Genomic DNA, 21,937 nt, shown 5'->3' with positions numbered 1-21,937 from the left:
CTGCAATCGCAATAGCGCATTTCGCGCGGGTTTGTGATAGGCACGCCTCGCCTTTCGAGCTGCGAGCGCCCGGAAGTGATGACCGGCGATGGACCGGCAACTGACTGGGCCGCTATCGCCCGCATCTTGGAAACGACATTTAATGACCTTGAATACCCGTATCGCTCCAGCTCTGGAGCGCGCCCTCGTTACGAAGGGCTATGACAGCTTGACTGAAGTTCAGGACGCCGTGCTGACCGAAGAGGCGGCCGGCGCCGACCTTCTCGTCTCGGCCCAAACCGGGTCGGGCAAGACCGTGGCCTTCGGCCTCGCCATTGCGCCTGACGTGCTGGGCGACGAAGACACGTGTGGCTGGGCCGGAGCGCCGGTGGCGCTGGTCGTGGCCCCGACCCGTGAACTGGCCTTGCAGGTGCAGCGCGAACTGGCCTGGCTCTATGGTGATGCCGGCGCGCGCATCGCGACCTGCGTCGGCGGCATGGACGCCCGTGCCGAGCGGCGCGTTCTGGAGCGCGGCTGTCACATCGTGGTCGGAACGCCGGGCCGCCTGCGCGACCATATCGAGCGACGCGCGCTGGACCTGTCGGAACTGCGCGCCGTCGTGCTCGACGAAGCCGACGAGATGCTGGATTTCGGCTTCCGCGAAGATCTCGAATTCATTCTCGAGAAATCACCGGAAAGCCGTCGCACCCTGCTGTTCTCGGCGACCGTGCCGCGCGCCATCACCGATATCGCCCGGCGTTATCAGAAGAATGCCGTGCGCATTTCCACGGTGAGCGAGAACAGTCAGCACAGCGATATCGAATACCAGGCCATGCTGGTGGTGCCGCAGGACCGCGAGAACGCGATCATCAACCTGCTGCGCTTCCATGATGCCGAGCGGGCAATTGTCTTCTGCGCCACGCGGGAAGCCGTCAATCGTCTCGCCACCCGGTTCGGCAATCGCGGCTTCAACGCCGTGGCCCTGTCGGGCGAGCTGTCGCAGAACGAGCGCACGCACGCGCTGCAGGCCCTGCGTGACGGGCGGGCCCGGGTCTGTGTGGCCACCGACGTGGCCGCGCGCGGCATTGATCTGCCGGGCCTCGAACTGGTGATCCACGCCGACCTTCCCAACAATGGTGACACGCTGAAGCACCGTTCCGGCCGCACCGGCCGGGCCGGGCGCAAGGGCATCTGTTCGCTGATCGTGCCGCTCAACCGGCGCGGCAAGGCCAACCGTCTGCTGCGGGATGCCGGGGTCAAGGCCGAATGGGTCAAGGTGCCCGGCCAGGACGAGATCCGGGCCAAGGACCGTGACCGGTTGTATGCCGACCCGATCCTCACCGAAAAGCACGACGACGAGCTCTACAAGGATGCCCAGGCCCTGCTTGAGGCCTTCGAGCCTGAGCAGATCGCCGCGGCTTTCCTCAAGCATCGCCTGGAAGCCGAGCCGGCGGCGGAAGACCTGCGTCTGATCGATCCGGATGACCGCAATGCGCGGTCGACCTTCGAGGCGCGCGAGCCGCGTCCGGCCCGGGCTCCGTTCAACAATGGCGTCTGGTTCACACTGACGGCCGGCCGCAAGCACCGCGCCGAGCCGCGCTGGCTGTTGCCGCTGATCTGCCGGGTTGGTGACGTCACGCGCACCGAGGTCGGCTCGATCCAGATCGGCGAGGCGGCGTCCAAGTTCGAGATCGACGGCCATGCCGTGGCCAAGTTCGAGGAGGCCGTGGCCAAGGCAGGGGGCGGCGAGAAGAATATTCGCATTGCTCGCGATGACGGTACGGTCGAGGTCAGTGGCGGGCCGGGCGATTTTGCCGGTCGGCCGCCGCGTGACCGCAAGGACGGCTTCTCCAAGGAGGGGCATCGCAAGGGCGGCAAGAAGCCGTTCCGCAAGAGCGGTGATGAGGGCGAGGGCGAGTTTCGCCCGGACCGACCCAAGTTCGGCAAGCCGGGCAACAAGCCGGGCGGCGCCAAGCTGAAGGGCAAGTTCCGCGGCTCGCCGACAGACAGCTCACCGCGCAAGCCGCGGGCCGATCGCCCTGTGGCCGCGGCGACCGGCGAGGCGGATCACAGCCTCAAGAAGGTCAAGCGCAAGCCGAAGTTCAAGAAGGACTAGGCAGAAGCAGAAACGGGCGGCCAAGGCCGCCCGTTCTTGTATCCGGTGGGTGTCAGGCCGTCTGGTTGACGGCAATGGCAAAGCCATTGGGTGGGGGTGTGCGCGTGGCCGCTCCGGGCCCGTAGCCGCTGCCGGCCGAGCGCTGGCGAGCGGCTTCGTCGGCGATCGCCTTGACCACCCCCTCGGTGACCTGTTTGAGCGCATTCACCACATGGCCGTTCTCGGCGAGTTCGGCGTGGAAGGTCTGGGTCGCCTCCCGCAATGACTGGCGCAGATTGGCCGGGGCCCCGGCAAAGCGCGACGGCTCCTTGTGGGCACGCGCCACCTCGGCGCGGTAGACATTGGCGAGCTGGGACTTCTCGTCCTGCAGGCCGAGCGCGTCCTGAGGCCGGCTTTCCTTGAACAGGCGGGTTTCCTCGCGCACCAGGTCGGTCAGGCGCTGGGTCAGGCGCAGCAGGGCCTGGGCCCGTTCCGTCGGATTGGCGGCTGCCAGTTCACTCATCATCACATCTCCCCTTCTTCCTGGTAACGCAGGATCTCGCTGGTCAGGCGGTCGGCCAGGCCGAGCCCGCCGGCCTGCGACATCACCTTGGCGTATTCTTCGTGCAACAGGCCGGTGAAGGCCTTCTCGCCGGCTCCGCCGCCGAACGGATTGTCTTCACCGACGCCGGAGAACATCTGTTCGATCATTTGCGACAGGAAGAAGCTCTCGAATTCCTCTGCCGCCGCCCGGGCGTCCTCGGCCGAGCGTCCGGCCGCCATGTTCGGTCCGCCATTGGCACGGGCCGCCGTGGTGGCGTTCTGCATCTGAAGGTCGAGGAAATTGTCCATCACAGGACCTCGATGTCGGCTTGCAGCGCGCCCGAGGCCTTGATGGCCTGCAGGATGGTGATCATGTCGCGCGGCGTGACGCCCATGGCGTTCAGCCCGTCGACCAGCTCGCGCAGGGACACGCCCTGCTGCAGCACGCCGAGTTGCATGTTGTCTTCCTCGACGCTGAGATCGGTACGCGGCAGCACCACGGTCTCGCCCTGCGAGAACGGGGCGGGCTGGCTGGCCATCGGGGTTTCGGTGACGGTGATGGTCAGATTGCCCTGGGCGATGGCGACAGTGGATACGCGCACATTCTCGCCCATGACGATGGTGCCTGTGTTCTCGTCGATGATGATGCGGGCCGGCGTATCAGGCTGGACGCGCAGCTGCTCGACTTCGGCCAGCAGGTCGATCATGTCGCCATTGAACGAGGCCGGGCGAACCAGCTCCACGGCGCCCGGGTCGAGGGCGCGGGCGGCGCCAGGGCCGACATAGGCGTTGATGGCGTCGGCCATGCGGCGCGCCGTGGTGAAGTCGGGATTGCGCAGGGACAGGCGCAGCGACGTGCGGCCGGCAATGTCGGCCCACGGATCGATGCCCGTACCGGCGAACGGGTTCTCGACCGTGGCCCCGTTGGCGATGCGGCCGGAGGTCGGCACGCCGCGCGTGATCGAGGCACCGTCACCGGCGGCTTCGAAACCGCCGACCGTGAGCGTGCCCTGCGACACGGCCCAGGCGCGGCCGTGGCTGTCGAACAGAGGCGTCGCGATCAGTGTACCGCCCTGCAGGCTGCCGGCATCGCCAATGGCGGAGACGGTGACGTCGATGCGCGAGCCTTGCGAGGCGAAGGCCGGCAGGGAGGCGGTGACCATCACCGCGGCGATGTTGCGGGTGTTGAGGTTGGCGTCGCGGGTGTTGACGTTGAACTGTTCCAGCATCGCGTTCAGCGACTGGTTGGTGAAGGCCGCATTGCGCAGGCTGTCGCCGCTGCCGTCCAGACCGACCACCAGGCCGTAACCGACCAGGTGGTTCTCGCGAACATCCTCGACATCGACCATGTCCTTGATGCGCGAATTGGCCAGAGCCGGCATTGAGACGGCGAGGGCGGCGATGAAGGCGACGATGAAACGCATTTTGCGGTCTCCGGTAAACGTGTCGCCCACCCCCTTGCCAGACCCGTGCCAGAGTCAGATTCAGGGTTAATATAAAAATACCCTACAAATCAGTTAGTTGGGGCGTCTCCTCGGTGTGTACAGGGCGGAAAATGTGGCCGGGAGGCCGCAATGATGGGCAGGATTTGCCGGGCCGGAGGCCGGAATTAAGGCCTTGTTAAGGGCGCGGGCTCATCCATGAACACACACAGTCAGGACCCGATTCTTGCCATGAAAATCTCCGGACCGAATTCCACCTCTGCCGCGACGTCCGCCAAGCGGAAGGGTGCTGCCCGCACCAGCGGGGACGGATTCAAGCCGGATGCCGGTGCAGCAGCCACGTCGGCCCGGGCGGCCGGAGGCGCCAGTGCGGCAAGCTCAGTCCAGTCGGTCGATGCCATCCTGGCCCTGCAGGGCGTCGAGGATTTCACCCATGCCCGCAAGCGCGCCACCGAGCGCGCATTTTCGCTCCTCGACGTGCTCGACGAGTTGAAGATCGGCCTGCTGGAAGGCGGTTTGCCGCGCGCCAAACTGGTGGCCTTGATGAACCTTTTGCAGACCCGCCGCGACCAGACCGACGATGCTCAGCTCGAAGCTGCGCTCGACGAAGTGGAAACCCGGGCCGCGGTCGAACTGGCGAAGTTCGGCTAACTGCCTGATTTCTGGTTCTGGACACAATTCATTCAAGTTTTTCTGCTAGTTGCTACCTGGGCTTAAGAGTGAACAGCGTCGCCGCGTTGACTCGTCCGGCCCTGTGCATATTCTCCGCCCCGCTTTCTGGGGGGAGCAGCGTACCGCGTTGAGTGAGTGGAAAGCCATGAGCGAAGCAGACACATCGGAACGTTTTGAACTCCCGGCCGGCTACACGCCGTCCGAGGACGAAGAGTTCATGAATGATCGCCAGAAGGAATATTTCCGGCGCAAACTGATGGCCTGGAAGGAGGAAATCCTCCGGGAAAGCCGATCCACGATCTCCAATCTTCAGCAGGACCTCGGTGCCTTGCCGGACCTGGCCGACCGCGCCTCGACGGAAACCGACCGTTCGCTCGAATTGCGGGCGCGCGACCGTCAGCGCAAGCTGATCTCCAAGATCGATGCGGCGCTGCGCCGGATCGAGGAAGACAATTACGGCTATTGTGACGAAACCGGCGAGCCGATCTCCCTGGCCCGTCTCGATGCGCGCCCCGTGGCGACGCTGAGCCTGGAAGCCCAGGAGCGCCATGAGCGCAAGGAACGCGTCCACCGCGACGAATAAGTCGTCCGGACATCGTGATCGAGAAACGGCCCGGCTTGTCCGGGCTTTTTCATGCCCGACGCACCAAAAAAAAAGGCCGTCACGGTAACGCCCGCGACGGCCTGCAGTTTACCCGATGGTGGCGGGATTTCTTTACCTCAGAACGGCATCAGGATGTCGAAGACCTCCTGGCCATAGCGCGGACGTTGCACGTCGGTCAGGTGACCGCGGCCGCCGTAGGAGATGCGCGCTTCGGCGATCTGGGTGTGGCTGATCGTATTGTCCGAACCGATGTCCTGGGGCCGGGCGATGCCGGAGATCAGTAGTTCGCGAACTTCGTTGTTGACCCGGACTTCCTGACGCCCGGCGATCACGAGATTGCCGTTTGGCAGGACCTGGGTGACGATCGCCGCGACGGTCAGCGAGATGGTCTCGTTGCGGTTGACCGAGCCGGTGCCCTGGGTCGAGGAGTTGGAGCCCAGCGAGGCCAGGTTGGACGGGTCGATCGAGTCGTTGAAGAAGCCGGTCAGGTCGGCACCGAAGAATTCGGCCAGATTGGCCCCTTCCTCGGAGCTGCGCGTCCGGTTTGTGGTGTTCTGCAGCTGGGCGCGGTCGGAGATGTCGATATTGACGGTCAGGATGTCGCCCTGACGTGCGGCCCGCGGGTCGCCGAAGAAGGTCGGCGAGTTGGCGTTCCACAGCGAGTTGGAATTGACCGCCTGGCGCGGTGCCGGTGCAACATATTGCGGCATCGGCATCTGCGAGGGACCGGAGCCGGCCAGGACGGCCGGGTTCTCGATCGGGGTCATAGGCGGCACCTGGCCGACGTAGGACAGGCGGTCGGTCGTGGCACAGGCTTGCAGCGACGCGGCGGCGATGGCGAGGGCGAAAAGCTTGCGGATCATGATGGTATCTCCCTCGAGGATCAGAAACTGACGGCCGGGCTGGACCCGACGCGGGCGCGGCCGGGCCCGTCGACGAGGGCCTCCACCGTGCGGTTGGACTGCAGGTTGACGAAGCGAGCAAGCTCGCCGTCGGCGGCGTCTTCAAGGGCGCGGGCCCGGACTGACAACTGGATGCCGGGGGCTTCGAAGGTCAGGGTGACCAGTTCGCCGCGGCTGACCATCAGCGGCTGCTGCAGGTCGTAGCCCCGCAGCGGCTCGTTGGCGCGCAGGCCCCGCCGGGTTTCCAGGCCGATGATGGCATTCGGGTCGAGGACCGCGTCGGGACGCAAGCGGTCCGAGCGCTGCGCCATCCAGGTGATGTCCTCGGCACGGATGCGCTGGCCGGCGGCGACGGCACGGGACAGGACCGGGACATCGACAGTGGCATAGGCGCGGCCGGTGACGCGGACCGGCTCGGCGCCTTCATAGGGTGCGACCTCGGCGGCGAGCATGCCGGAGCGGCGGTCGAAATTCAGCGATACGATGTGCGGGCCGCCGACGCTGTCGACCGGGGCGTGCAGGTTCAGGGCGCTATTGGCCAGCTGGACCTCGTGCACGGCCGCTTCGCGGGCGAACAGTTCGCCCTCGAGCAAATCGGTGAGCATGTCGGTCGGCACGGAGCGGCTGGCCCGGGCAATGGCGATCCGGCGCACGCCGGCGGCATTGGCCCAGTCGAGATCGTGCTCTGCGGCGACGCGGCGGACATAACCCACGTCCAGTGCCGTGCGGCTGCCAGGTGCCGGAGCACGGGCAATCACGACATCGGCGCTGTCGCCGGAGATGTCGAACAGGTCGCCGAGGGTGATCTGGGCCCCCTCGACAACGGGGTTTTCGCGCAGGAACACTGCCTCGCCGGCAAAGGCCGGGCCGGTCATCAGACCGGATGCGAGGAGGGTGCAGGCGATGAGACCGGTGCGGGTCATTCAGGACCTCCCTAGCGCAGGTTCGACGAAGCGGCGAGCATTTCGTCGGACGCCGTGATGACACGGGCATTCATCTCGTAGGCCCGCTGGGCCTGGATGAGCGCGGTGATTTCGGAGACGGCATTGACATTGGCCGCTTCCACGAAGCCCTGCCGGATCATGCCGTAGCCGGGCGAGCCGGGAGTGCCGACATTGGCCGCACCGGACGCGGCGCTTTCCATGTACAGATTGTCGCCGCGGGCCTCGAGGCCGGCCTCGTTGAAGAAGGTCGCGAGTTCCAGCTGGCCAACGGTCTGCGGCTCGGTTTGGCCGTCGATCAGGGCCTGAACCTGGCCCTGGGCGTTGATGGCGATGTCACGGGCGCCCTGCGGCAGGGCGACGCCCGGAGCCACGGTATAGCCGTCCATGGTGACGATCTGGCCTTCCGGGCTGAGGGCGAAATTGCCGGCCCGCGTATAGGCGTCCGAGCCGTCCGGCATCTGCACCCGGAAATAGCCGGCGCCGGCGATGCCGAGGTCGAGCGGGTTGCCGGTATTGGCCAGCGAGCCCTGCTCGGTGATGCGATAGATCGACGAAGCCTGGACGCCAAGGCCGACCTGGACGCCGGTCGGCACGATGGTGCCGGCGTCGGACGAGTTGGTGCCCACCTGCTGGACGTTCTGGTAGAGCAGGTCCTGGAACTCGGCACGCTGGCGCTTGAAGCCGGTCGTGTTCATGTTGGCCAAGTTGTTCGAGATCACTTCGACATTGAGCTGCTGAGCTTGCATGCCGGATGCTGCGGTGGTGAGGGAGCGCATGTTCAGGTCTCCTGCTAGACGCGGCCGAGGCGCTCGATGGCGCGCTTGTTGAGATCTTCGGCTTCGGAAAGGAATTTCGAGACCGACTGGTAGGAGCGCATGATGCTCATCATGTCGGTCAGCTCGATGATGGACTGGACGTTCGAACGCTCCACAAAGCCCTGGTGCACGTTGGCGTCGATCAGGGCTTGCGGCGCGTCGGCCGGGTCATCGGTCGGTGGCACGGTGTAACGGCCATTGCCTTGCTTGCTCATCTCGGCCCGGTTGGCGACTTCGAAAACGCCGATGCGGGCAACTTCGACCCCGTCTTGCACGATGGCGCCGCCATCCTGGATCAGGGTTTCCTCGGCGGCCGGGTCCAGGAAGATCGGCATGCGGGTCATGGCGTCGAGCACCGGGGCACCGTCAAAGGCGACCAGCTGGCCGGCATTGTCGGTGTGGAAGCGACCGTCTCTCGTGTACTGCTCGCCACCTGCGGTCTCGACGGCGAAAAAGCCGTCGCCCTCAATGGCCACATCGAAGGGGCGTCCGGTCAGCTCCATTTCGCCCTGGCGAAAGTCGCGGCCGAGGCCCCAGGTGTTGACGTAGTTGATATCGCTCGGGCCTTCGCTGCTTTCCGCGGTGTGGGCGGGCTGGCTCTCGAGCAGCACCGATTCGACCTTGAAGCCGGCGGTATTGGCGTTGGCGATGTTGTTGGCGACGACGTCCATAGACCTGCGAAGGGTCATCTGGCGCGTCAGGCCGATCATGATTGCGTTGTCCATCGGGCGGTTTCCATTCTGGATGCCATTGATTGCTGTCTTGTCGCAGCAGTTGCCATCCCTGGTGCACGCGCCGTGCCAAGGTTAATTTCCATGAAAAACAGGGGGTTGTGTAGGCGGTACCGATTTGCCCGGCAGATCTTCACGGCAAGAAGCGGGGGTGGGCGGAAAAATCTGCCGGGTGTCGGCCGATCACTACGAAACGTTAACCGCGTTCGTCGTTAATGCGGGTCAGACGAAATTCCCGTGTGGAGCCCGCAATGGCTGACGATATCGACGACATCGAGGACGAGGAAGACGGCGAGGAGAAGCCGAAGAAGAGCCTGCTAAAGCTGGGCTTGTTCATTGGCCTGCCAGTGCTGATCCTCCTGCTCGCCGGAATTGGCGGCTTCATGATGTTCGCCGGCGGCGGCGACGACGCCGAGGCCGAACACGCCGAAGCCGCTGAAGGTGAGGGTGACGGGCATGGCGCTGGCGCCGCCGCCGACCATTCCGCAGCAATATATTATTATGATCTGCGCGAGGGCGACGGCACCGAAGAAACCATTACAACGAATATCCGCTCGAGCGACGGCCGTGCCGTCATCGTGCAGCTCAAGATCACCTTTGAATCGAGTAATCCCAACCTCGGCCCCGTGCTGGAGGAGCATGTCGATCCGATCATGGATCAGTTCATCATGTTCCTGAGGGAATTGCGCGAGGACGATCTGTACGGATCGGCCGGCATGCACCGGGTTCGCCTGGAATTGCTGCGCCGCGTCAACCTGGCCATCGAGCCGGCCCAGGTTGATGCCGTGTGGATCCAGGAATTCATGATTGTCGACTAGGACTTCGAGGACGCTACTTCATGTCTGACGATTTGGACCAAGATGCCCTTGCCGCCGAATGGGAGGCCATGGCCGAGGACGGAGACGACCTCGACCTGGCATCCGAATGGGAGGCCATGGTCGGGGCGGATGATGACGATCAGGAATTGCCGACCGTCGGCAATGGTCCCGAGCGCATCCTCAACCAGGACGAAATCGACAGCCTGCTCGGCTTCTCGCTGACCGATGACGACGCGGCCGACAAGTCGGGCATCCGTGCCATCATCAACTCCGCGCTGGTTTCCTACGAGCGCTTGCCCATGCTGGAGATCGTGTTCGACCGCCTGGTGCGGTTGATGACGACCTCGCTGCGCAATTTCACGTCGGACAATGTCGAGGTGTCGCTCGACAACATCTCCTCGATCCGCTTCGGCGACTATCTCAACTCGATCCCGCTGCCGGCCATCCTGGCCGTGTTCCGGGCCCAGCAGCTCGACAATTACGGCCTGCTGACGGTGGATTCCAACCTCATCTACTCGATCGTCGACGTCCTGCTCGGCGGTCGCCGCGGCACGTCGGCCATGCGTATCGAGGGCCGGCCCTACACGACGATCGAGCGCATGCTGGTGCAGCGCATGATCGAAGTCGTGCTGGAAGACGCCAAGCAGGCCTTCCAGCCGCTGACCGAAGTCGATTTCGACCTGGAGCGCGTCGAGACCAACCCGCGCTTCGCCGCCATCGCCCGCCCGGCCAACGCCGCCATCCTGGTCAAGCTGCGCATCGACATGGAAGACCGGGGCGGCCGAATCGAGCTTCTCCTGCCCTATGCGACGCTGGAGCCGATCCGGAAGATGCTGTTGCAGCAGTTCATGGGGGAGAAGTTCGGCCGGGACAATATCTGGGAAGGCCACCTGGCGACCGAATTGTGGTCGACCAAGATGGAAGTGCACGCCGTGCTCGACGAGCAGCGCGTGACCCTGGGACAGGTCGCGGACCTCAAGGTCGGCGATACGCTTTTCCTCGATGCCACACCCATGAGTGAAGTCGAATTACGCTGCGGCGCTGTGCCGCTGACACGCGGTCGCATGGGCCGCATTGGACATAATGTTGCGCTGAGGCTGGGCGGACCGCTCTCGCCGGGCGCCAAGAAAGCAATGATGAGGTTCGCATGACGCTCGCGACACTGGTTTTCGAAGGTCTGGTTGCCGCCCTGCTGGTGGTGGCCGTTGTCATGTGCTGGCGTGTGGACCGCCGTCTCGGTGCCCTCAAGAAGGGCTCGGACGGGGTGCAGGCCTCGGTTATCGCCCTCAATGAGGCGACTGACCGGGCACGGGCGAGCCTGGCCATGCTGGAGCGCGCCACCCACCAGTCAGGCGAGGTGCTTGAGCGCCGTGTCGCCGAGGCCCGCAAATTGTCCGACGAGCTGCAGCTGATGACCGGCCAGGCCGACAAGAAGGCCGACAGCCTGTCGAGCCGCCGCCCGCAGCGCCGCCGGGCCAGCGAAATCTTTCCGGAAGGCGCCGGTTCGCGCGTCATCAACGACCTCAAGGATGTGAGATAGCGCCATGCGTGAACCGCTTCGCCTGCTCGCCGTTCTGGCCGTCCTGATGGGCGGCCTGCTGGGTATCAAGGCCCTGTCCGTCGCCAATGGTGCGGCTGACTGGTGGACCGCCCAGTCCGAAGCCGCTGCGCTCAGCGTGGCCGTGGCAGAAGAGGATGCGGCAGAACAGGACCAGTCCGAAGAGGCGGCACCGCAAGCGGATTCCCAACAGGACGAAGCCGAGGAAGACAGCGCCCAGGCCAATGCCGCGTCCGCTGCCTTTGCCGAGCGCATCGCCTCCGGCGTGCGCACGGCTGAAGAGGAGCGGGTGATCTACCGCTTGCGCGAGCGCTCGGCCCAGCTGGAACAGCGCGAGGCGGAGCTGGAAACCCGGGAGGCTCTGATGCTGGCGATGGAGCAGCGCGTCGATACCAAGATTGCGGAGCTCAACGAGCTGCAGCAGCAGATTGAGGCGCTGTCCGGCACCCTGAATGATCGCGAGAACGAGGACATGCAGGTCATAGTGGCCTGGTATGCGTCCATGGATGCCGGTGATGCGGCGGCCCGGATTGCCAGCCTCGACATGGACACCCAGCTGCAGATTGCCTCGCGCATGTCGCAGCGCAGCTTCGGCCCCATTCTGGCGGAGATGACGACCGACGCGGCCGCCAGCCTGACCGAGCGCATGGCCACACGGTCCAACCTGCCGGAAACCGTGGCGGAGCTGGAGGCCCGGATTGCCGAGGGCGGCTAGACATATCCCCCTTTTCGGTGGCGGCCTGGCCGCCCTGCTCCTGGCCGGCTCGGCGCTGGCCCAGGTGCCGGCGGAGATTCGTGCCGAACGCACGGAGACCGGCGCGCGCATCCTGATCGACTATGCCGACAGTGTCGGTGACAGCCGTCCCGGCGCCGAGGCAGTGATCGAGCATACGGTGCTGATTGCACGACTGGGCGAAGCGCTCGAGGCCGACGTCAGCGATCTGGCCGCCTCCCTCGACGGTCTGGCGGCGCGGGCGCGGCTCGATCCCGACGGTTCGACCTTGCGGGTGGCGCTCAACCAGCTCGCCGACGCGCATGTGTCCACGAGTTATGACCAGATCGCCATCGATCTGGTGCCGCCGGGCAATCCAGCGCCGGCGCCGGTCGTTTCGCCGCGCGAACAACGCGAACGCGATGCGGCTCGCCAGGCCGCCGAACAGGCCGCGCTGCCACCGCCTCCGCCGCCACCGGTCGATCCGGTGCCGGTGCAATACCGTGTCGGGCAGGCCACCGAATATACGCGTATCGAGCTGCTCTGGCCGCGCGCCGTTGATTACGCGCTCAGCCAGCAGGGCGAAGTTGCGGAAGTCCGCTTTGCCGTGCCGGCCGAGATCGATCTGAGCCGTCTTGCCGGCTCACCGCCGCGTTTTCTCGAGCGACTGTCGGCGGAACGCGATGGCGATGAATGGGTATTGCGCCTGACGGTCGAGCCGGGGGTCGAGGTTCGCGCCTGGGATGAGGGCAGCCGGGTCGCCATCGACCTGCCTGATCCCGCCGCCGCCAGCGCTGCCGCGCTCCTGGCCGAAATCGAAGCCATGCAGGCCGCCGAGACGGGAGCTGGGGCCGCCCCGGAGGCTGTGACAGAGATGGCCGACGCGGAAGCGCCTTCGGGGCCGGTCCGCCTGCAGCCAAATTCTCCGCAAGAGGGCGCGCCTGTCGCTGCCGACCCGGCCCCTGATGCGGTTTCCGAACCGACGGTCGAAGCCTCGACCGGGCAGGCTCCGGCTGACGGTGTCGTGCATGCCAATGTCTCTGAATTCAATGGCGATCTTCGGGTCGAGTTCGACTGGGCAGCTGCGCCGGGCGCAGCCGTGTTCCGGCGCGGGGAGGCGGTCTGGATCGTATTCGACGCGGTGGCCGATCTCGACCTGCGCGAGCTGGACAACACCAATCGACGTCATGTGCGCAATTTCCAGGCTGTGCAGGGCGAGAACTGGTCGGCCGCGCGGGTGATCGTGCCCTCGACTTCGCAGCCCGAGGCGCGCCTGGCGGACAATCGCTGGACGATCGTGTTCTCCGAACGCATCGACTCGCCGCCGCGGCCAATCAATGTCCGACGCGATGCCCGGCGGGGTCAGCCGGGGCGGATCCTGCTGGACATCGACAATGCGCTGGCCACCCGCTGGGTCCGCGATCCGGTCGTCGGCGATCGAATCGGGGTGATCACGGCCGGCGGGCCGGTGCAGGGCCTGGCGGCGCGCCGCGAGTTCGTGGGCGGCACGCTATTGCCGAGCGCCCAGGGCGGTGCCGTTGCGGCGATTGCCGATGATATCGAGATATCGCTGATCCGTGGTGGCGCGGCGATTGGCCGTCCGTCCGGTCTCAACCTGACGCCGGCCTCCGGCGGTGGCGAGGCGGCGGGCAATTCTGTGCTGGCCAACGTGTCCTCGCCGGCGCTGATGTATTTCGATGCCTGGCAAGGCGATGGCTACTTTCCGGACGCCTGGAAGGCGAGGCTGCGCCGGGCTGCGCTGGAGGACGGCATCGATGGCCTGGTCGGCCTGGCTCGCTTCCTGATCGCCAACGAGCTCGCCATCGAGGCGTTGGGCATGCTCGACATCGCGATTGCGGAAGAGCCGTCCCTGGCCAACGACGCCCATGTGCGGGCGCTGCAGGGCGTGGCCAGCTACATGATGAGCCGCAATGAGGACGCCAAGACCTATCTCGGGCACACCTCGCTGGCGGTTGATCCGGCAGCCGATCTGTGGCGCGGCATGATCGCGGTCGGCGAAGAACGCTGGGAGGATGCGCGCCGGCGTTTCCAGACAGGCGAGCGCACAGTCTATCACTACCCCCCGGTCTGGCAGGCGCGGTTCCACGTCGGCCACGCCCGCGCGGCCCTTGAGCTGGGCGATCTCGCGGCGGCACAGGAATACCTTTACGCGGTCGAGACCGCAGAACCCGACCGCCAGACCCGCCTGGCCACCCAGTATGTCTCGGCCCGGCTGGCCGAAGCGATGGGTAATGGCGACGCTGCCATCGAGCAGCTGCAGGCTTTGGTGAATGCCGGTGATGCGCCGATGGAGGCGCAGGCGCTGTATGATCTGATCCGGCTGCAACTGGATGCCGGCGAGCTCGACCGCGCGTCGGCGATCGAGGAGCTCGAGAACCTGCGCTTCCGCTGGCGCGGCGACAATATCGAGCTCGACACGGTGCGCATGCTCGGCGAGCTCTACGTCCAGACCGGCGAATTCGCGCGCGGCCTGGAGACCATGGACACGGCGCAGGCGCGTTTCCCCGATACCGAGGCCGGACGCCGCATCGCCGACGACATGAACGGCATCTTTCGCCGCCTCTTCTTGGAAGGCGAAGCCGACCGGATGGATCCGATCGAGGCCGTGGCGGTGTTCTACCAATACCAGCACCTCGCCCCGATCGGTGCCGACGGCGACCGCATGATCCGGCGGCTGGCCGACCGGCTGATCGCCTTTGACCTGCTGGAGCCTGCCTCTGAACTGCTCCAGCACCAGGTCGACAACCGGCTGCGTGAGCCGCTCGCGCGAGCCCGCGTGGCCACCGACCTGGCCATCGTCTACCTGATGGACCGGCGCTATGAGGATGCCATCAACACGCTGCGCGGATCGCGCGTGGCCGGCTTGCCGGAGGAGGTCCGCTCGGAGCGCTATCTACTTGAGGCGCGGGCCTATGCCGAGCTCGGTCGCCGGGACCAGGCGCTCGAACTGATCGCCAGCGACCGTTCCGATGCGGCCAACCGGCTGCGGGCCGATGTCGCCTGGACGCAGCGTGAATGGGACATGGCGGGGACCCGTCTCGAAGCCATCCTCGGCAATCGCTATGTCGACAGTGCGCCGTTGAGCCCCTCCGAAGAAGCGGACTTGATGCGCGCCGCCATCGCCTATTCGCTGGCCCGCAACTCGGCCGGTTCAAGCCGACTCGGCCAACGCTACGGCGCGGCCATGGAGCGTACCGACCAGGCCGCGGCCTTCGAGCTGCTGACATCGGAAGATGCGCCGAGTGGCAATATCCGGTTCTCCGACATGGCCACCCGGATTGCCAGCATCGATACGCTGGAAGCCTTCATGCAGCCGTTCCGGGCCCGGTTCAGCGAGGGTGGCGAGAGCTAGCGGCCGGCGGCGTGAGAGCCGAACCTGCGGCCTCGCCTTCCAAGTCGGTAGCTGCCCGTATGGAAGCTTCGCTTTCCCGTTATATCATTGATTTAGCAGATGCATTCTACACCCCAACTCCTGGGGAGTGGCGTCGCGGACTGCCTGGGCATCGCCCCTGGGTCCGGCCAGGCGCTGTGGTCTGCAGCCCCTCATGGCTTTGTCCAGCATTTGCCCCGAGTGAATAGTCCGAGCCGCTGTGGCGTCATCGCGGTGTGAGAAGCGCCTGGGCCGACGCGTGCATAAAATAAATTTTCCCGCACTTTTTCAAACGGTTTTTGTTTTTAAAACAATTGCTTCGCGCAAAACCGCCCCGTCTGTGTCCTCCCCCCTTATCGGCAGGGGTATACTGGTCGCGTCAGGTCAGCGTGCCGAAGCTCTGGACCAGGGAGCCGACGACGAGGCGCCAGCCGTCGACGAGGACGAAGAAGATGAGTTTGAAGGGCAGGGAGATGACGATCGGGGGCAGCATCATCATGCCCATCGACATCAGGATGGAGGCGACCACAAGGTCGATGACGAGGAAGGGAATGAAGAGCAGGAAGCCGATTTCGAAGGCTCGGCGCAGTTCGGAGATCATGAAGGCGGGCGCGACAATCCAGAAATCGATCTCTTCCGGGCTGGCCGGGACGGCCTGCTGGGACATGTCGATGAACAGGGCCAGGTCGTCCTCGCGGACGTGGGACAGCATGAAGGTCTTGAGCGGGGCAGACGAGCGCTCGAAGGCTTCGGGCAGTTCGATCTCTTCCTGCAGAAGGGGCTGGATACCTTGCTCGTAGGACTGGGTCAGCACCGGCGCCATGATGAAGCCGGACATGAAGATGGCGAGCGAGATGAGCACGGCATTGGGCGGGCTCTGCTGCAGGCCCAAACCGGTTCGCAACAGCGACAGCACGACGATGATGCGCACGAAGCTTGTGGTCATGACGATGATGGAGGGGGCCAGCGACAGCACCGTGAGCAGGGCGATGAGCTGCAGCACGCGCTCGGTCAGCCCGCCTTCGGTGCCGGTGTCGATGGTGACGCTCTGCGCCTCGGCCGACGCTCCGATCAGCGTGGCGACACCCAGGATGAACAGGGTGACGTAGATCCACAGGCCCTTTTTCATGCCAGGCGCTCCGAGCTGACGGGTTTGAGGTGCTCGCCTTGCCGGACCTCCTTGCTGGACAGCACGGTTTCGCGCTCGGCGCCGAGCAGGATGACGTGTTCCTGGCCATCGGCTTCAAGCACCACCAGGCGGCGGCGCGGGTCGAGGACCAGGGTCTCGCGGACGGCGAGGCGGCGGCGCGGGCCCTGGGCCGGCTGCAGGCCGGTCATCTGGCGCAGGATCCAGCCCTTGCGCACGGCCAGGCTGAACAGGCCGAGCGCGCCCAGCAGGACGAGCAGGATGCACAGGGCGAACAGGTAATGGGTCCAGTTGACGATATCGTCCATGGGGCAAGGCCGCTTCTAGCTTGCCCTTGCTTGTCTGCTGATGCGGTTAAACCAGCGTTAACCAGGCAGGCGGCAGATTGTGCCTAGTTGAAAAGGGGATTCGCAGATGCGTCCCGATGATGTGCCGGTGCTGGCACTGCTGCGACAATCGATAGGTTTCCATTCCGATCGCCAGCGGGTGATCGCGGAAAACGTCGCCAATGCCAACACCCCCGGCTATACGCCGAAAGACATTGATGAAAGCGCGTTCCAGCAAGCTGTCGCACGACAGCTGCAAGGGGGTGCCGCGAGCTCGGTTCCGGCGACCCGCCTGCGCACCACGGAAGCCGGACACATCGCCGGTGGGCGTGCGCCTGATTCGGGGCGCAGCTGGCAGACCACCGAACGTCCGGATTCGGAAACCACGATCAACGGAAACTCGGTGGTCCTCGAAGAACAGATGGTTCGCGCCCAGGACAACCGCATGCGCTATGAGAGCGCGATCACGCTGTATCAGAAGAGCCTCGGGCTCATCCGCATGGCGATCAAGCCGCCGGGCCGCTAGGAATTGGAGTGATTGATGGGTAACAGTTCAGACGCCATGCAGATCTCCGCTTTCGGGCTCCGCGCCCAGGCGGCGCGCATGCGCATCATTTCCGAGAACATCGCCAACGCCGAGTCGACCTCGCGTGAACCGGGCGGTGATCCCTACCGTCGCCAGATCCCGGTCTTCGAGGCCGAGCTCGACCGTGTCACCGGGATGAGCCGGGTGCGCATGACCGACGTGGCGCACGACCAGTCGGACTTCACGCTGGAGTATGACCCGGGCCACCCGGCCGCCAACGGCGAGGGCTATGTGAAGACCTCGAACGTGCAGACCCTGGTCGAGATGATGGACATGCGCGAAGCGATGCGCTCCTACGAAGCCAATCTCAACATGATCGAAAACAGCAAGCGCATGCAGGAACGTGCGCTTGACCTGCTGCGCCGCTGATCGCGGGCGCGCTGACCCTCTTGTCCTGAAGGATTGTTTCCATGGCTGATCTTGCTGCCGTCCAGGCCTACCAGGCCGCCATCCGCACCGCCCAGTCGGCGGCCAATACTGCCAGCACGCCGGCGGCCGAAAGCGGGGGCGTGGATTTCGGTGCCATGGTCAGCAATGCCTTGACCAATACGGGCGAGGCCCTCCAGGGCGCCGAGCAGATGACCGCCGCTGCCGCGGCCGGCCAGGCCGACCTGGTCGACGTGGTGACCGCCGTTTCGGCCGCTGAACTGTCGCTCGAGACGGTCGTGGCCGTGCGTGACGAGGTGGTGAAGGCCTACCAGGAAATCCTGCGCATGCCGATCTGACGCGGCTGCACAATCGACATGAAAAAGGCCTCCCGGAGCGATCCGGGAGGCCTTTCTCTTGGATGTCGGCCGCCGCCTATTCGGCAGCGTCTCCATTGGCGGCCAGCGTTTCCTCGATATAGGCATCGACGCGGGCTTCCAGGACGGCCAGGGGCATGGCGCCCTGAGTCAGGACCACATCGTGATAGTCGCGGATGTCGTAGGCATCACCGAGAGCCGCCTCGGCCCGGTCGCGCAGGCGCACGATTTCCAGCATGCCGATCTTGTAGGCCGTGGCCTGGCCCGGATAGACGATGTAGCGGTCGATGGCGTTGATCGCGTCGCCTTCCGGATTGGGCGTGTTCTCCATCAGGTAGTCGACGGCTTCCTGTCGGGTCCACTGGTGGTAGTGCAGCCCGGTATCAACGACCAGCCGGGCGGCGCGCCAAAGCTCCATGGCGAGACGTCCGAAGTCGGAATAGGGGTCGGAATAGAAGCCGAACTCCTTCGGCAGGAGTTCCGAGTAGAGGCCCCAGCCCTCGGTGTAGGCGGTATAGCCGCCAAAGCGCCGGAAGGAGGGCACGTCATCGAGCTCCTGCATGATGGCCAGCTGCATGTGGTGACCCGGAATGCCCTCGTGATAGGCGAGCGCCTCCATCTGGTAGGTCGGCATGTTGGCCATGTCGCGCAGGTTAGCATAGTAGACGCCGGGCCGTGTGCCGTTCGGGGCCGGACGCTGGTAGAAGGCCTTGCCGGCGGATGCCTCGCGGAACTCCTCGACGCGGCGGACTTCCAGCTCGGCTTCCGGGAAGGTGTTGAACATCTGCGGCGAGGCATCGCGCATGGCGTCGATCAGGGCCGTGGCTTCGGCCAGGTACTGGTCGCGTCCCTCGTCGGTATTGGCGTAGTAGAACTGCTCGTCAGTGCGCATGAATTCGAAGAATTCGTTGAGCGTGCCGTCGAAGCCGACCTGGTCCATGATGGCGCGCATCTCGGTGTGGATGCGCTCGACTTCCGACAGGCCGAGTTGGTGGATCTCCTCGGCCGAGATGTCCAGCGTCGTGTAGCCGTTCAGGAGATAGTTGTAGTACTCCGCGCCGTCCGGATGCTTCCACACGCCGTCATCTTCCGACGCCATCGGCTCCTGTTCCTCGAACAGGGCAATGACGCGCTCATAGGCAGGCTGGACCTCGTTTGTGAGAGCCGCCTCGGCTTCGCTGACCAGACGCTCGCGCTCGGCCTCCTCGATGTCGAGCTCGCCGACCTTGGCTTTGAAGTCGGCCAGGATCGGGCTGTCATTGCCGTCATCGAAGGGGGCGCCGCTGATCACGTTGCGGGCGGTCTCGATCATCGGCTGGAAGGTCCAGCGCGGTGTCATCACGCCGAGCTCGGCCGAGCGGCGCGAATTGGCGATGTTCTGGTCGAGATATTCGCCGAGGGAGTTGAGCCGGGCGATATAGGCCTCGGCGTCGCTGACATCGTCGATGCGGTGGTTGTTGATCAGGAAGGCGGGCGCATTCATGTGCGGGCCCGAGCGCGGGGTGAAGGTGTAGCCGTGGTCTTCCCAGCGGCGGCCTTCCTCGGCCCGGTCGGCATTGTACTCGTAGAGGTCCCAGGAAAGCCGGGCGCTATCGTCCAGGGCGTCATAATCGAAGCTGGCGCGCATCTCCTCGAGCGCGGCCCGGTTCATCTCGTAGGTTTCCTGGTCGTATTCCGGAGTGGAATTGTTCCACTGGTCATAATTGGTCTTGCGACCCTGGTAGGTCTGCGACATCGGATAGCGCGCGAGATTGTCCTCGAAGCGGGCCTCGAACCAGGCGTTGAGGCGGTCGCTCTCGGTCTCGGCCGCATCGGTCTGCGTGCCGGTCGCGGCGCTGTCGCTGGCCTGGTTTCCAGCGGCGGCCATGTCACGGGCGGCGTCTTCGGTGACCGTGTTGGCCGGTTCGCTGCAGGCCGCAACCAGGGCCAGGACAGAGACACTCAGGATCAGCTTGTGCATATGCGGGTACTCCCTTATTCCGCTTCGCCGTTGCCGGCTTGTTTGTCTTCGATATAGGTCTCGACCAGCTCGGTGAGTACCGGCAGGGGCAAGGATCCGTTGGTCAGCACCACGTCGTGGAACTCGCCCCAGTCGAATTCCTCGCCCAGCGCGCTACGGGCCCGGTCGCGCAGGGCCTGGATGTGCAGCTGGCCAATCTTGTAGGATGTCGCCTGTCCCGGCCAGACGATGTAGCGCTCGACCTCGCGGACGATCTCCTCCTCGGTGAAGGAGGTGTTCTCGCGCAGAAAGTCGATGGCGTCCTGCCGCGTCCATTGCATGGCGTGGATGCCGGTGTCGACGACCAGACGACCGGCTCGCCACAGCTCGTAGGCGAGGCGGCCGAAGTCCTGATAGGGGTCCGTGAACAGGCCCATATCCTTGCCCAGGCTCTCGGCATAGAGGGCCCACCCCTCGCCATAGGCCGACAGGTAGAGCAGGCGCTGGAACATCGGTGTGCCCTCGCGCTCCTGGGCCAGGGTGAGCTGGAAATGGTGGCCCGGAATGCCCTCGTGATAGGCCAGTGTCTCCATCTGGTAGACGGGCAGGTTCCGCATGTTCAGCGTGTTGGCGTAGTAGATACCGGGACGCGAGCCGTCGAGGCTGCCGGTATTGTAGAACGCGGTCGGTGAACCGGCGGCGCGGAAGGGCTCGACCTCGCGCACCTCCATTTCGCCTTCCGGCAAGGTGTCGAAATAGTCCGGCACCACGGCGCGCACGCCGTCGAACACGTCATTGACCTCAGCGATGTAGCGGGCCCGGCCCTCATCGGTACTGGGATAGTAGAACTGCGCGTCGGTGCGCATGAATTCGAAGAACTCGTTGAGCGTGCCGTCGAACCCGACCTGGTCCATGATGGCGCGCATCTCGTCGTGTATGCGATCGATCTCGGCCAGTCCGGTGTCGTGGATCTCCTGTGCGCTGAGCTCGGGCAGGGTGGTGAAGGCGGCCAGCTGGCTGGCATAGTATTCCTCGCCACGCGGCAGTTTCCAGGCGCCGTCGCGTTCATCGGTCATGTCGCGATGGCGCTCGAACATGGTGATCAGGCGCTCATAGGCGGGTCCAACCGAGGTCTCGAGCGCTTCGCGGCCACGCGCCAGCAGGGCGGCTTCCTCGTCCTCGCCGAGGCTGAGGGCCTCGACCTTGGCGGTGAAGTCGGCGAGCAACGGGGAAGGTTCCTCGCTGTCGTCGAAGGGGGCGCCGGTGATGATGTTGGCCGTATTGCCAATCAGATAGTCGAAGGCGAAGCGCGGCGGCAGCACACCCGCCTCGGCACGCGCATCGGCACGGGCGATCAGCAGGTCGAGGCGCGGCGCGATGCCTTCAAGCCGGCGCACATAGGCGTCGGCCTGTTCGTCAGTCTCCACCGAGTGCTGGCTGATCAGCAGGGTCGGCATGCCGGTGTGCGGGCCGAACATCTGGGTGAACACATAGTTCTGGTCCCGGAAACCGTATTGCCGGATGCCGGTCTCCAGCAGGTATTCGGCGACGAGCCAGGAGGTGCGTCCGGAAGGGGTGAGGGCCGCGGGATCGAAATGCGAGCGCAGGTATTGCAGACGGTCCTCGCGGCGCTGTTGCTCCTCGGCCAGGAAGGCGTCGCTGACATCGTCCCAGCGCCCGTAGGCATCCAGATCGCTGGTCATGCCGAGCTGGGTCTGGGTCTGCGGCGAGCGCGCCAGGTCCTCGGCGAAGGTTTCGGCGAACCAGGCATTGAGCCGGGCCGTGTTCTCCGCGCGCTCGATCGTCGGGTCGAGAGCCTCGGCGGTGTCGGAATGGGGGTCTGACAGGGCGGCCGGGCGATTGGCGACGGCCGGATCGGTGCCCTCCGAGCAACCCGCGGTGAGCAGAAGGGCGGCGGTTAGCAGCAGGGCAGATCTGGTCATATCGGGCATCACTCTCTGGCGGGGTCGCAGGACTCTGGCCGGCCGGC

The 21,937-nt window shown here is 65.3% G+C and carries 22 protein-coding genes; 11 read left to right on the top strand and 11 right to left on the bottom strand.

What is annotated here, in order from left to right:
- Nucleotides 1–142 precede the first annotated feature (142 nt).
- Nucleotides 143–2,095 carry a DEAD/DEAH box helicase gene (locus tag ACXYMR_RS00510; protein ID WP_458940784.1) on the top strand — a complete coding sequence of 651 codons (1,953 nt, stop codon included), beginning with the start codon at nt 143–145 and terminating at the stop codon, nt 2,093–2,095.
- A gap of 52 nt (nt 2,096–2,147) precedes the next feature.
- Here the strand turns inward: ACXYMR_RS00510 and ACXYMR_RS00505 are convergent, their stop codons facing one another.
- The 3 genes from ACXYMR_RS00505 to ACXYMR_RS00495 are packed head-to-tail and all read right to left on the bottom strand — an operon-like array spanning nt 2,148 to nt 4,041.
- Nucleotides 2,148–2,597, bottom strand: coding sequence for a flagellar basal-body protein FlbY (locus tag ACXYMR_RS00505; protein WP_458940783.1), 450 nt, complete (start codon nt 2,595–2,597; stop codon nt 2,148–2,150).
- Nucleotides 2,598–2,599: 2 nt separating this feature from the next.
- On the bottom strand, nt 2,600–2,926 hold the full coding sequence (locus ACXYMR_RS00500) for a rod-binding protein (protein ID WP_458940782.1): 327 nt from the start codon (nt 2,924–2,926) through the stop codon (nt 2,600–2,602).
- A complete protein-coding gene (locus ACXYMR_RS00495) occupies nt 2,926–4,041 on the bottom strand; it encodes a flagellar basal body P-ring protein FlgI (protein ID WP_458940781.1) in 1,116 nt (371 codons plus the stop codon). Before ACXYMR_RS00495 ends, ACXYMR_RS00500 begins: the two co-directional genes overlap by 1 nt.
- A 216-nt stretch (nt 4,042–4,257) precedes the next feature.
- Between ACXYMR_RS00495 and ACXYMR_RS00490 the strand changes: the two genes are divergently transcribed.
- On the top strand, nt 4,258–4,710 hold the full coding sequence (locus ACXYMR_RS00490; protein WP_458940780.1) for a flagellar assembly protein FliX: 453 nt from the start codon (nt 4,258–4,260) through the stop codon (nt 4,708–4,710).
- 166 nt (nt 4,711–4,876) lie between these two features.
- Nucleotides 4,877–5,314 carry an RNA polymerase-binding protein DksA gene (gene dksA, locus ACXYMR_RS00485; RefSeq protein WP_458940779.1) on the top strand — a complete coding sequence of 146 codons (438 nt, stop codon included), beginning with the start codon at nt 4,877–4,879 and terminating at the stop codon, nt 5,312–5,314.
- A 137-nt stretch (nt 5,315–5,451) separates the two neighbouring features.
- On the opposite strand, the gene flgH is transcribed toward dksA, so the two are convergent.
- From flgH to flgF, 4 genes are read right to left on the bottom strand one after another with little or no spacing between them, the layout of a single operon-like run.
- Entirely contained in the window at nt 5,452–6,198 is a 747-nt protein-coding gene (gene flgH, locus ACXYMR_RS00480; RefSeq protein WP_458940778.1) for a flagellar basal body L-ring protein FlgH, read from the bottom strand.
- Nucleotides 6,199–6,218: 20 nt separating this feature from the next.
- On the bottom strand, nt 6,219–7,160 hold the full coding sequence (gene flgA, locus ACXYMR_RS00475) for a flagellar basal body P-ring formation chaperone FlgA (RefSeq protein WP_458940777.1): 942 nt from the start codon (nt 7,158–7,160) through the stop codon (nt 6,219–6,221).
- A gap of 11 nt (nt 7,161–7,171) precedes the next feature.
- Nucleotides 7,172–7,957 carry a flagellar basal-body rod protein FlgG gene (gene flgG / locus ACXYMR_RS00470; protein ID WP_458940776.1) on the bottom strand — a complete coding sequence of 262 codons (786 nt, stop codon included), beginning with the start codon at nt 7,955–7,957 and terminating at the stop codon, nt 7,172–7,174.
- Nucleotides 7,958–7,971: 14 nt separating this feature from the next.
- Nucleotides 7,972–8,721, bottom strand: a complete 750-nt coding sequence (flgF, locus tag ACXYMR_RS00465) for a flagellar basal-body rod protein FlgF (RefSeq protein WP_458940775.1) — start codon at nt 8,719–8,721, stop codon at nt 7,972–7,974.
- Between the two features lie 257 nt (nt 8,722–8,978).
- On the opposite strand from flgF, the gene ACXYMR_RS00460 reads away from it, so the two are divergent.
- The 5 genes from ACXYMR_RS00460 (at nt 8,979) to ACXYMR_RS00440 (ending at nt 15,188) form a co-directional block, all read left to right on the top strand.
- Entirely contained in the window at nt 8,979–9,545 is a 567-nt protein-coding gene (locus tag ACXYMR_RS00460; protein WP_458940774.1) for a flagellar basal body-associated FliL family protein, read from the top strand.
- 116 nt (nt 9,546–9,661) lie between these two features.
- Nucleotides 9,662–10,696 (top strand): flagellar motor switch protein FliM, encoded by a 1,035-nt coding sequence (gene fliM, locus ACXYMR_RS00455; RefSeq protein WP_458941907.1) that lies wholly within the window; start codon nt 9,662–9,664, stop codon nt 10,694–10,696.
- Nucleotides 10,693–11,085, top strand: coding sequence for a DUF6468 domain-containing protein (locus ACXYMR_RS00450; protein WP_458940773.1), 393 nt, complete (start codon nt 10,693–10,695; stop codon nt 11,083–11,085). Before fliM ends, ACXYMR_RS00450 begins: the two co-directional genes overlap by 4 nt.
- A 4-nt stretch (nt 11,086–11,089) precedes the next feature.
- Nucleotides 11,090–11,818, top strand: a complete 729-nt coding sequence (locus ACXYMR_RS00445) for a MotE family protein (RefSeq protein ID WP_458940772.1) — start codon at nt 11,090–11,092, stop codon at nt 11,816–11,818.
- Nucleotides 11,802–15,188 carry a tetratricopeptide repeat protein gene (locus ACXYMR_RS00440; RefSeq protein ID WP_458940771.1) on the top strand — a complete coding sequence of 1,129 codons (3,387 nt, stop codon included), beginning with the start codon at nt 11,802–11,804 and terminating at the stop codon, nt 15,186–15,188. Before ACXYMR_RS00445 ends, ACXYMR_RS00440 begins: the two co-directional genes overlap by 17 nt.
- Before the next feature lie 397 nt (nt 15,189–15,585).
- Here the strand turns inward: ACXYMR_RS00440 and fliP are convergent, their stop codons facing one another.
- Both fliP and ACXYMR_RS00430 read right to left on the bottom strand, forming a co-directional pair.
- A complete protein-coding gene (gene fliP / locus ACXYMR_RS00435; protein ID WP_458940770.1) occupies nt 15,586–16,335 on the bottom strand; it encodes a flagellar type III secretion system pore protein FliP in 750 nt (249 codons plus the stop codon).
- A complete protein-coding gene (locus ACXYMR_RS00430; protein ID WP_458940769.1) occupies nt 16,332–16,661 on the bottom strand; it encodes a flagellar biosynthetic protein FliO in 330 nt (109 codons plus the stop codon). Before ACXYMR_RS00430 ends, fliP begins: the two co-directional genes overlap by 4 nt.
- Before the next feature lie 106 nt (nt 16,662–16,767).
- Between ACXYMR_RS00430 and flgB the strand changes: the two genes are divergently transcribed.
- Genes flgB through fliE form a run of 3 tightly spaced genes read left to right on the top strand, consistent with a single transcriptional unit; the run spans nt 16,768 to nt 17,990 of the window.
- Nucleotides 16,768–17,205: a flagellar basal body rod protein FlgB gene (gene flgB / locus ACXYMR_RS00425; RefSeq protein WP_458940768.1), complete on the top strand. Its 438-nt coding sequence runs from the start codon at nt 16,768–16,770 to the stop codon at nt 17,203–17,205.
- A 15-nt stretch (nt 17,206–17,220) separates the two neighbouring features.
- Nucleotides 17,221–17,634: a flagellar basal body rod protein FlgC gene (gene flgC, locus ACXYMR_RS00420; RefSeq protein ID WP_458940767.1), complete on the top strand. Its 414-nt coding sequence runs from the start codon at nt 17,221–17,223 to the stop codon at nt 17,632–17,634.
- A 41-nt stretch (nt 17,635–17,675) separates the two neighbouring features.
- On the top strand, nt 17,676–17,990 hold the full coding sequence (gene fliE / locus ACXYMR_RS00415) for a flagellar hook-basal body complex protein FliE (protein WP_458940766.1): 315 nt from the start codon (nt 17,676–17,678) through the stop codon (nt 17,988–17,990).
- Nucleotides 17,991–18,066: 76 nt separating this feature from the next.
- On the opposite strand, the gene ACXYMR_RS00410 is transcribed toward fliE, so the two are convergent.
- Entirely contained in the window at nt 18,067–19,968 is a 1,902-nt protein-coding gene (locus ACXYMR_RS00410) for a DUF885 domain-containing protein (protein ID WP_458940765.1), read from the bottom strand.
- 14 nt (nt 19,969–19,982) lie between these two features.
- Nucleotides 19,983–21,890 (bottom strand): DUF885 domain-containing protein, encoded by a 1,908-nt coding sequence (locus ACXYMR_RS00405; protein ID WP_458940764.1) that lies wholly within the window; start codon nt 21,888–21,890, stop codon nt 19,983–19,985.
- Nucleotides 21,891–21,937 lie beyond the last annotated feature (47 nt).

Source organism: Maricaulis sp. CAU 1757 (assembly GCF_054482675.1).
The sequence above is the reverse complement of the archived record's forward strand: the minus strand, read 5'-3'. Positions and strand labels throughout refer to the sequence as shown.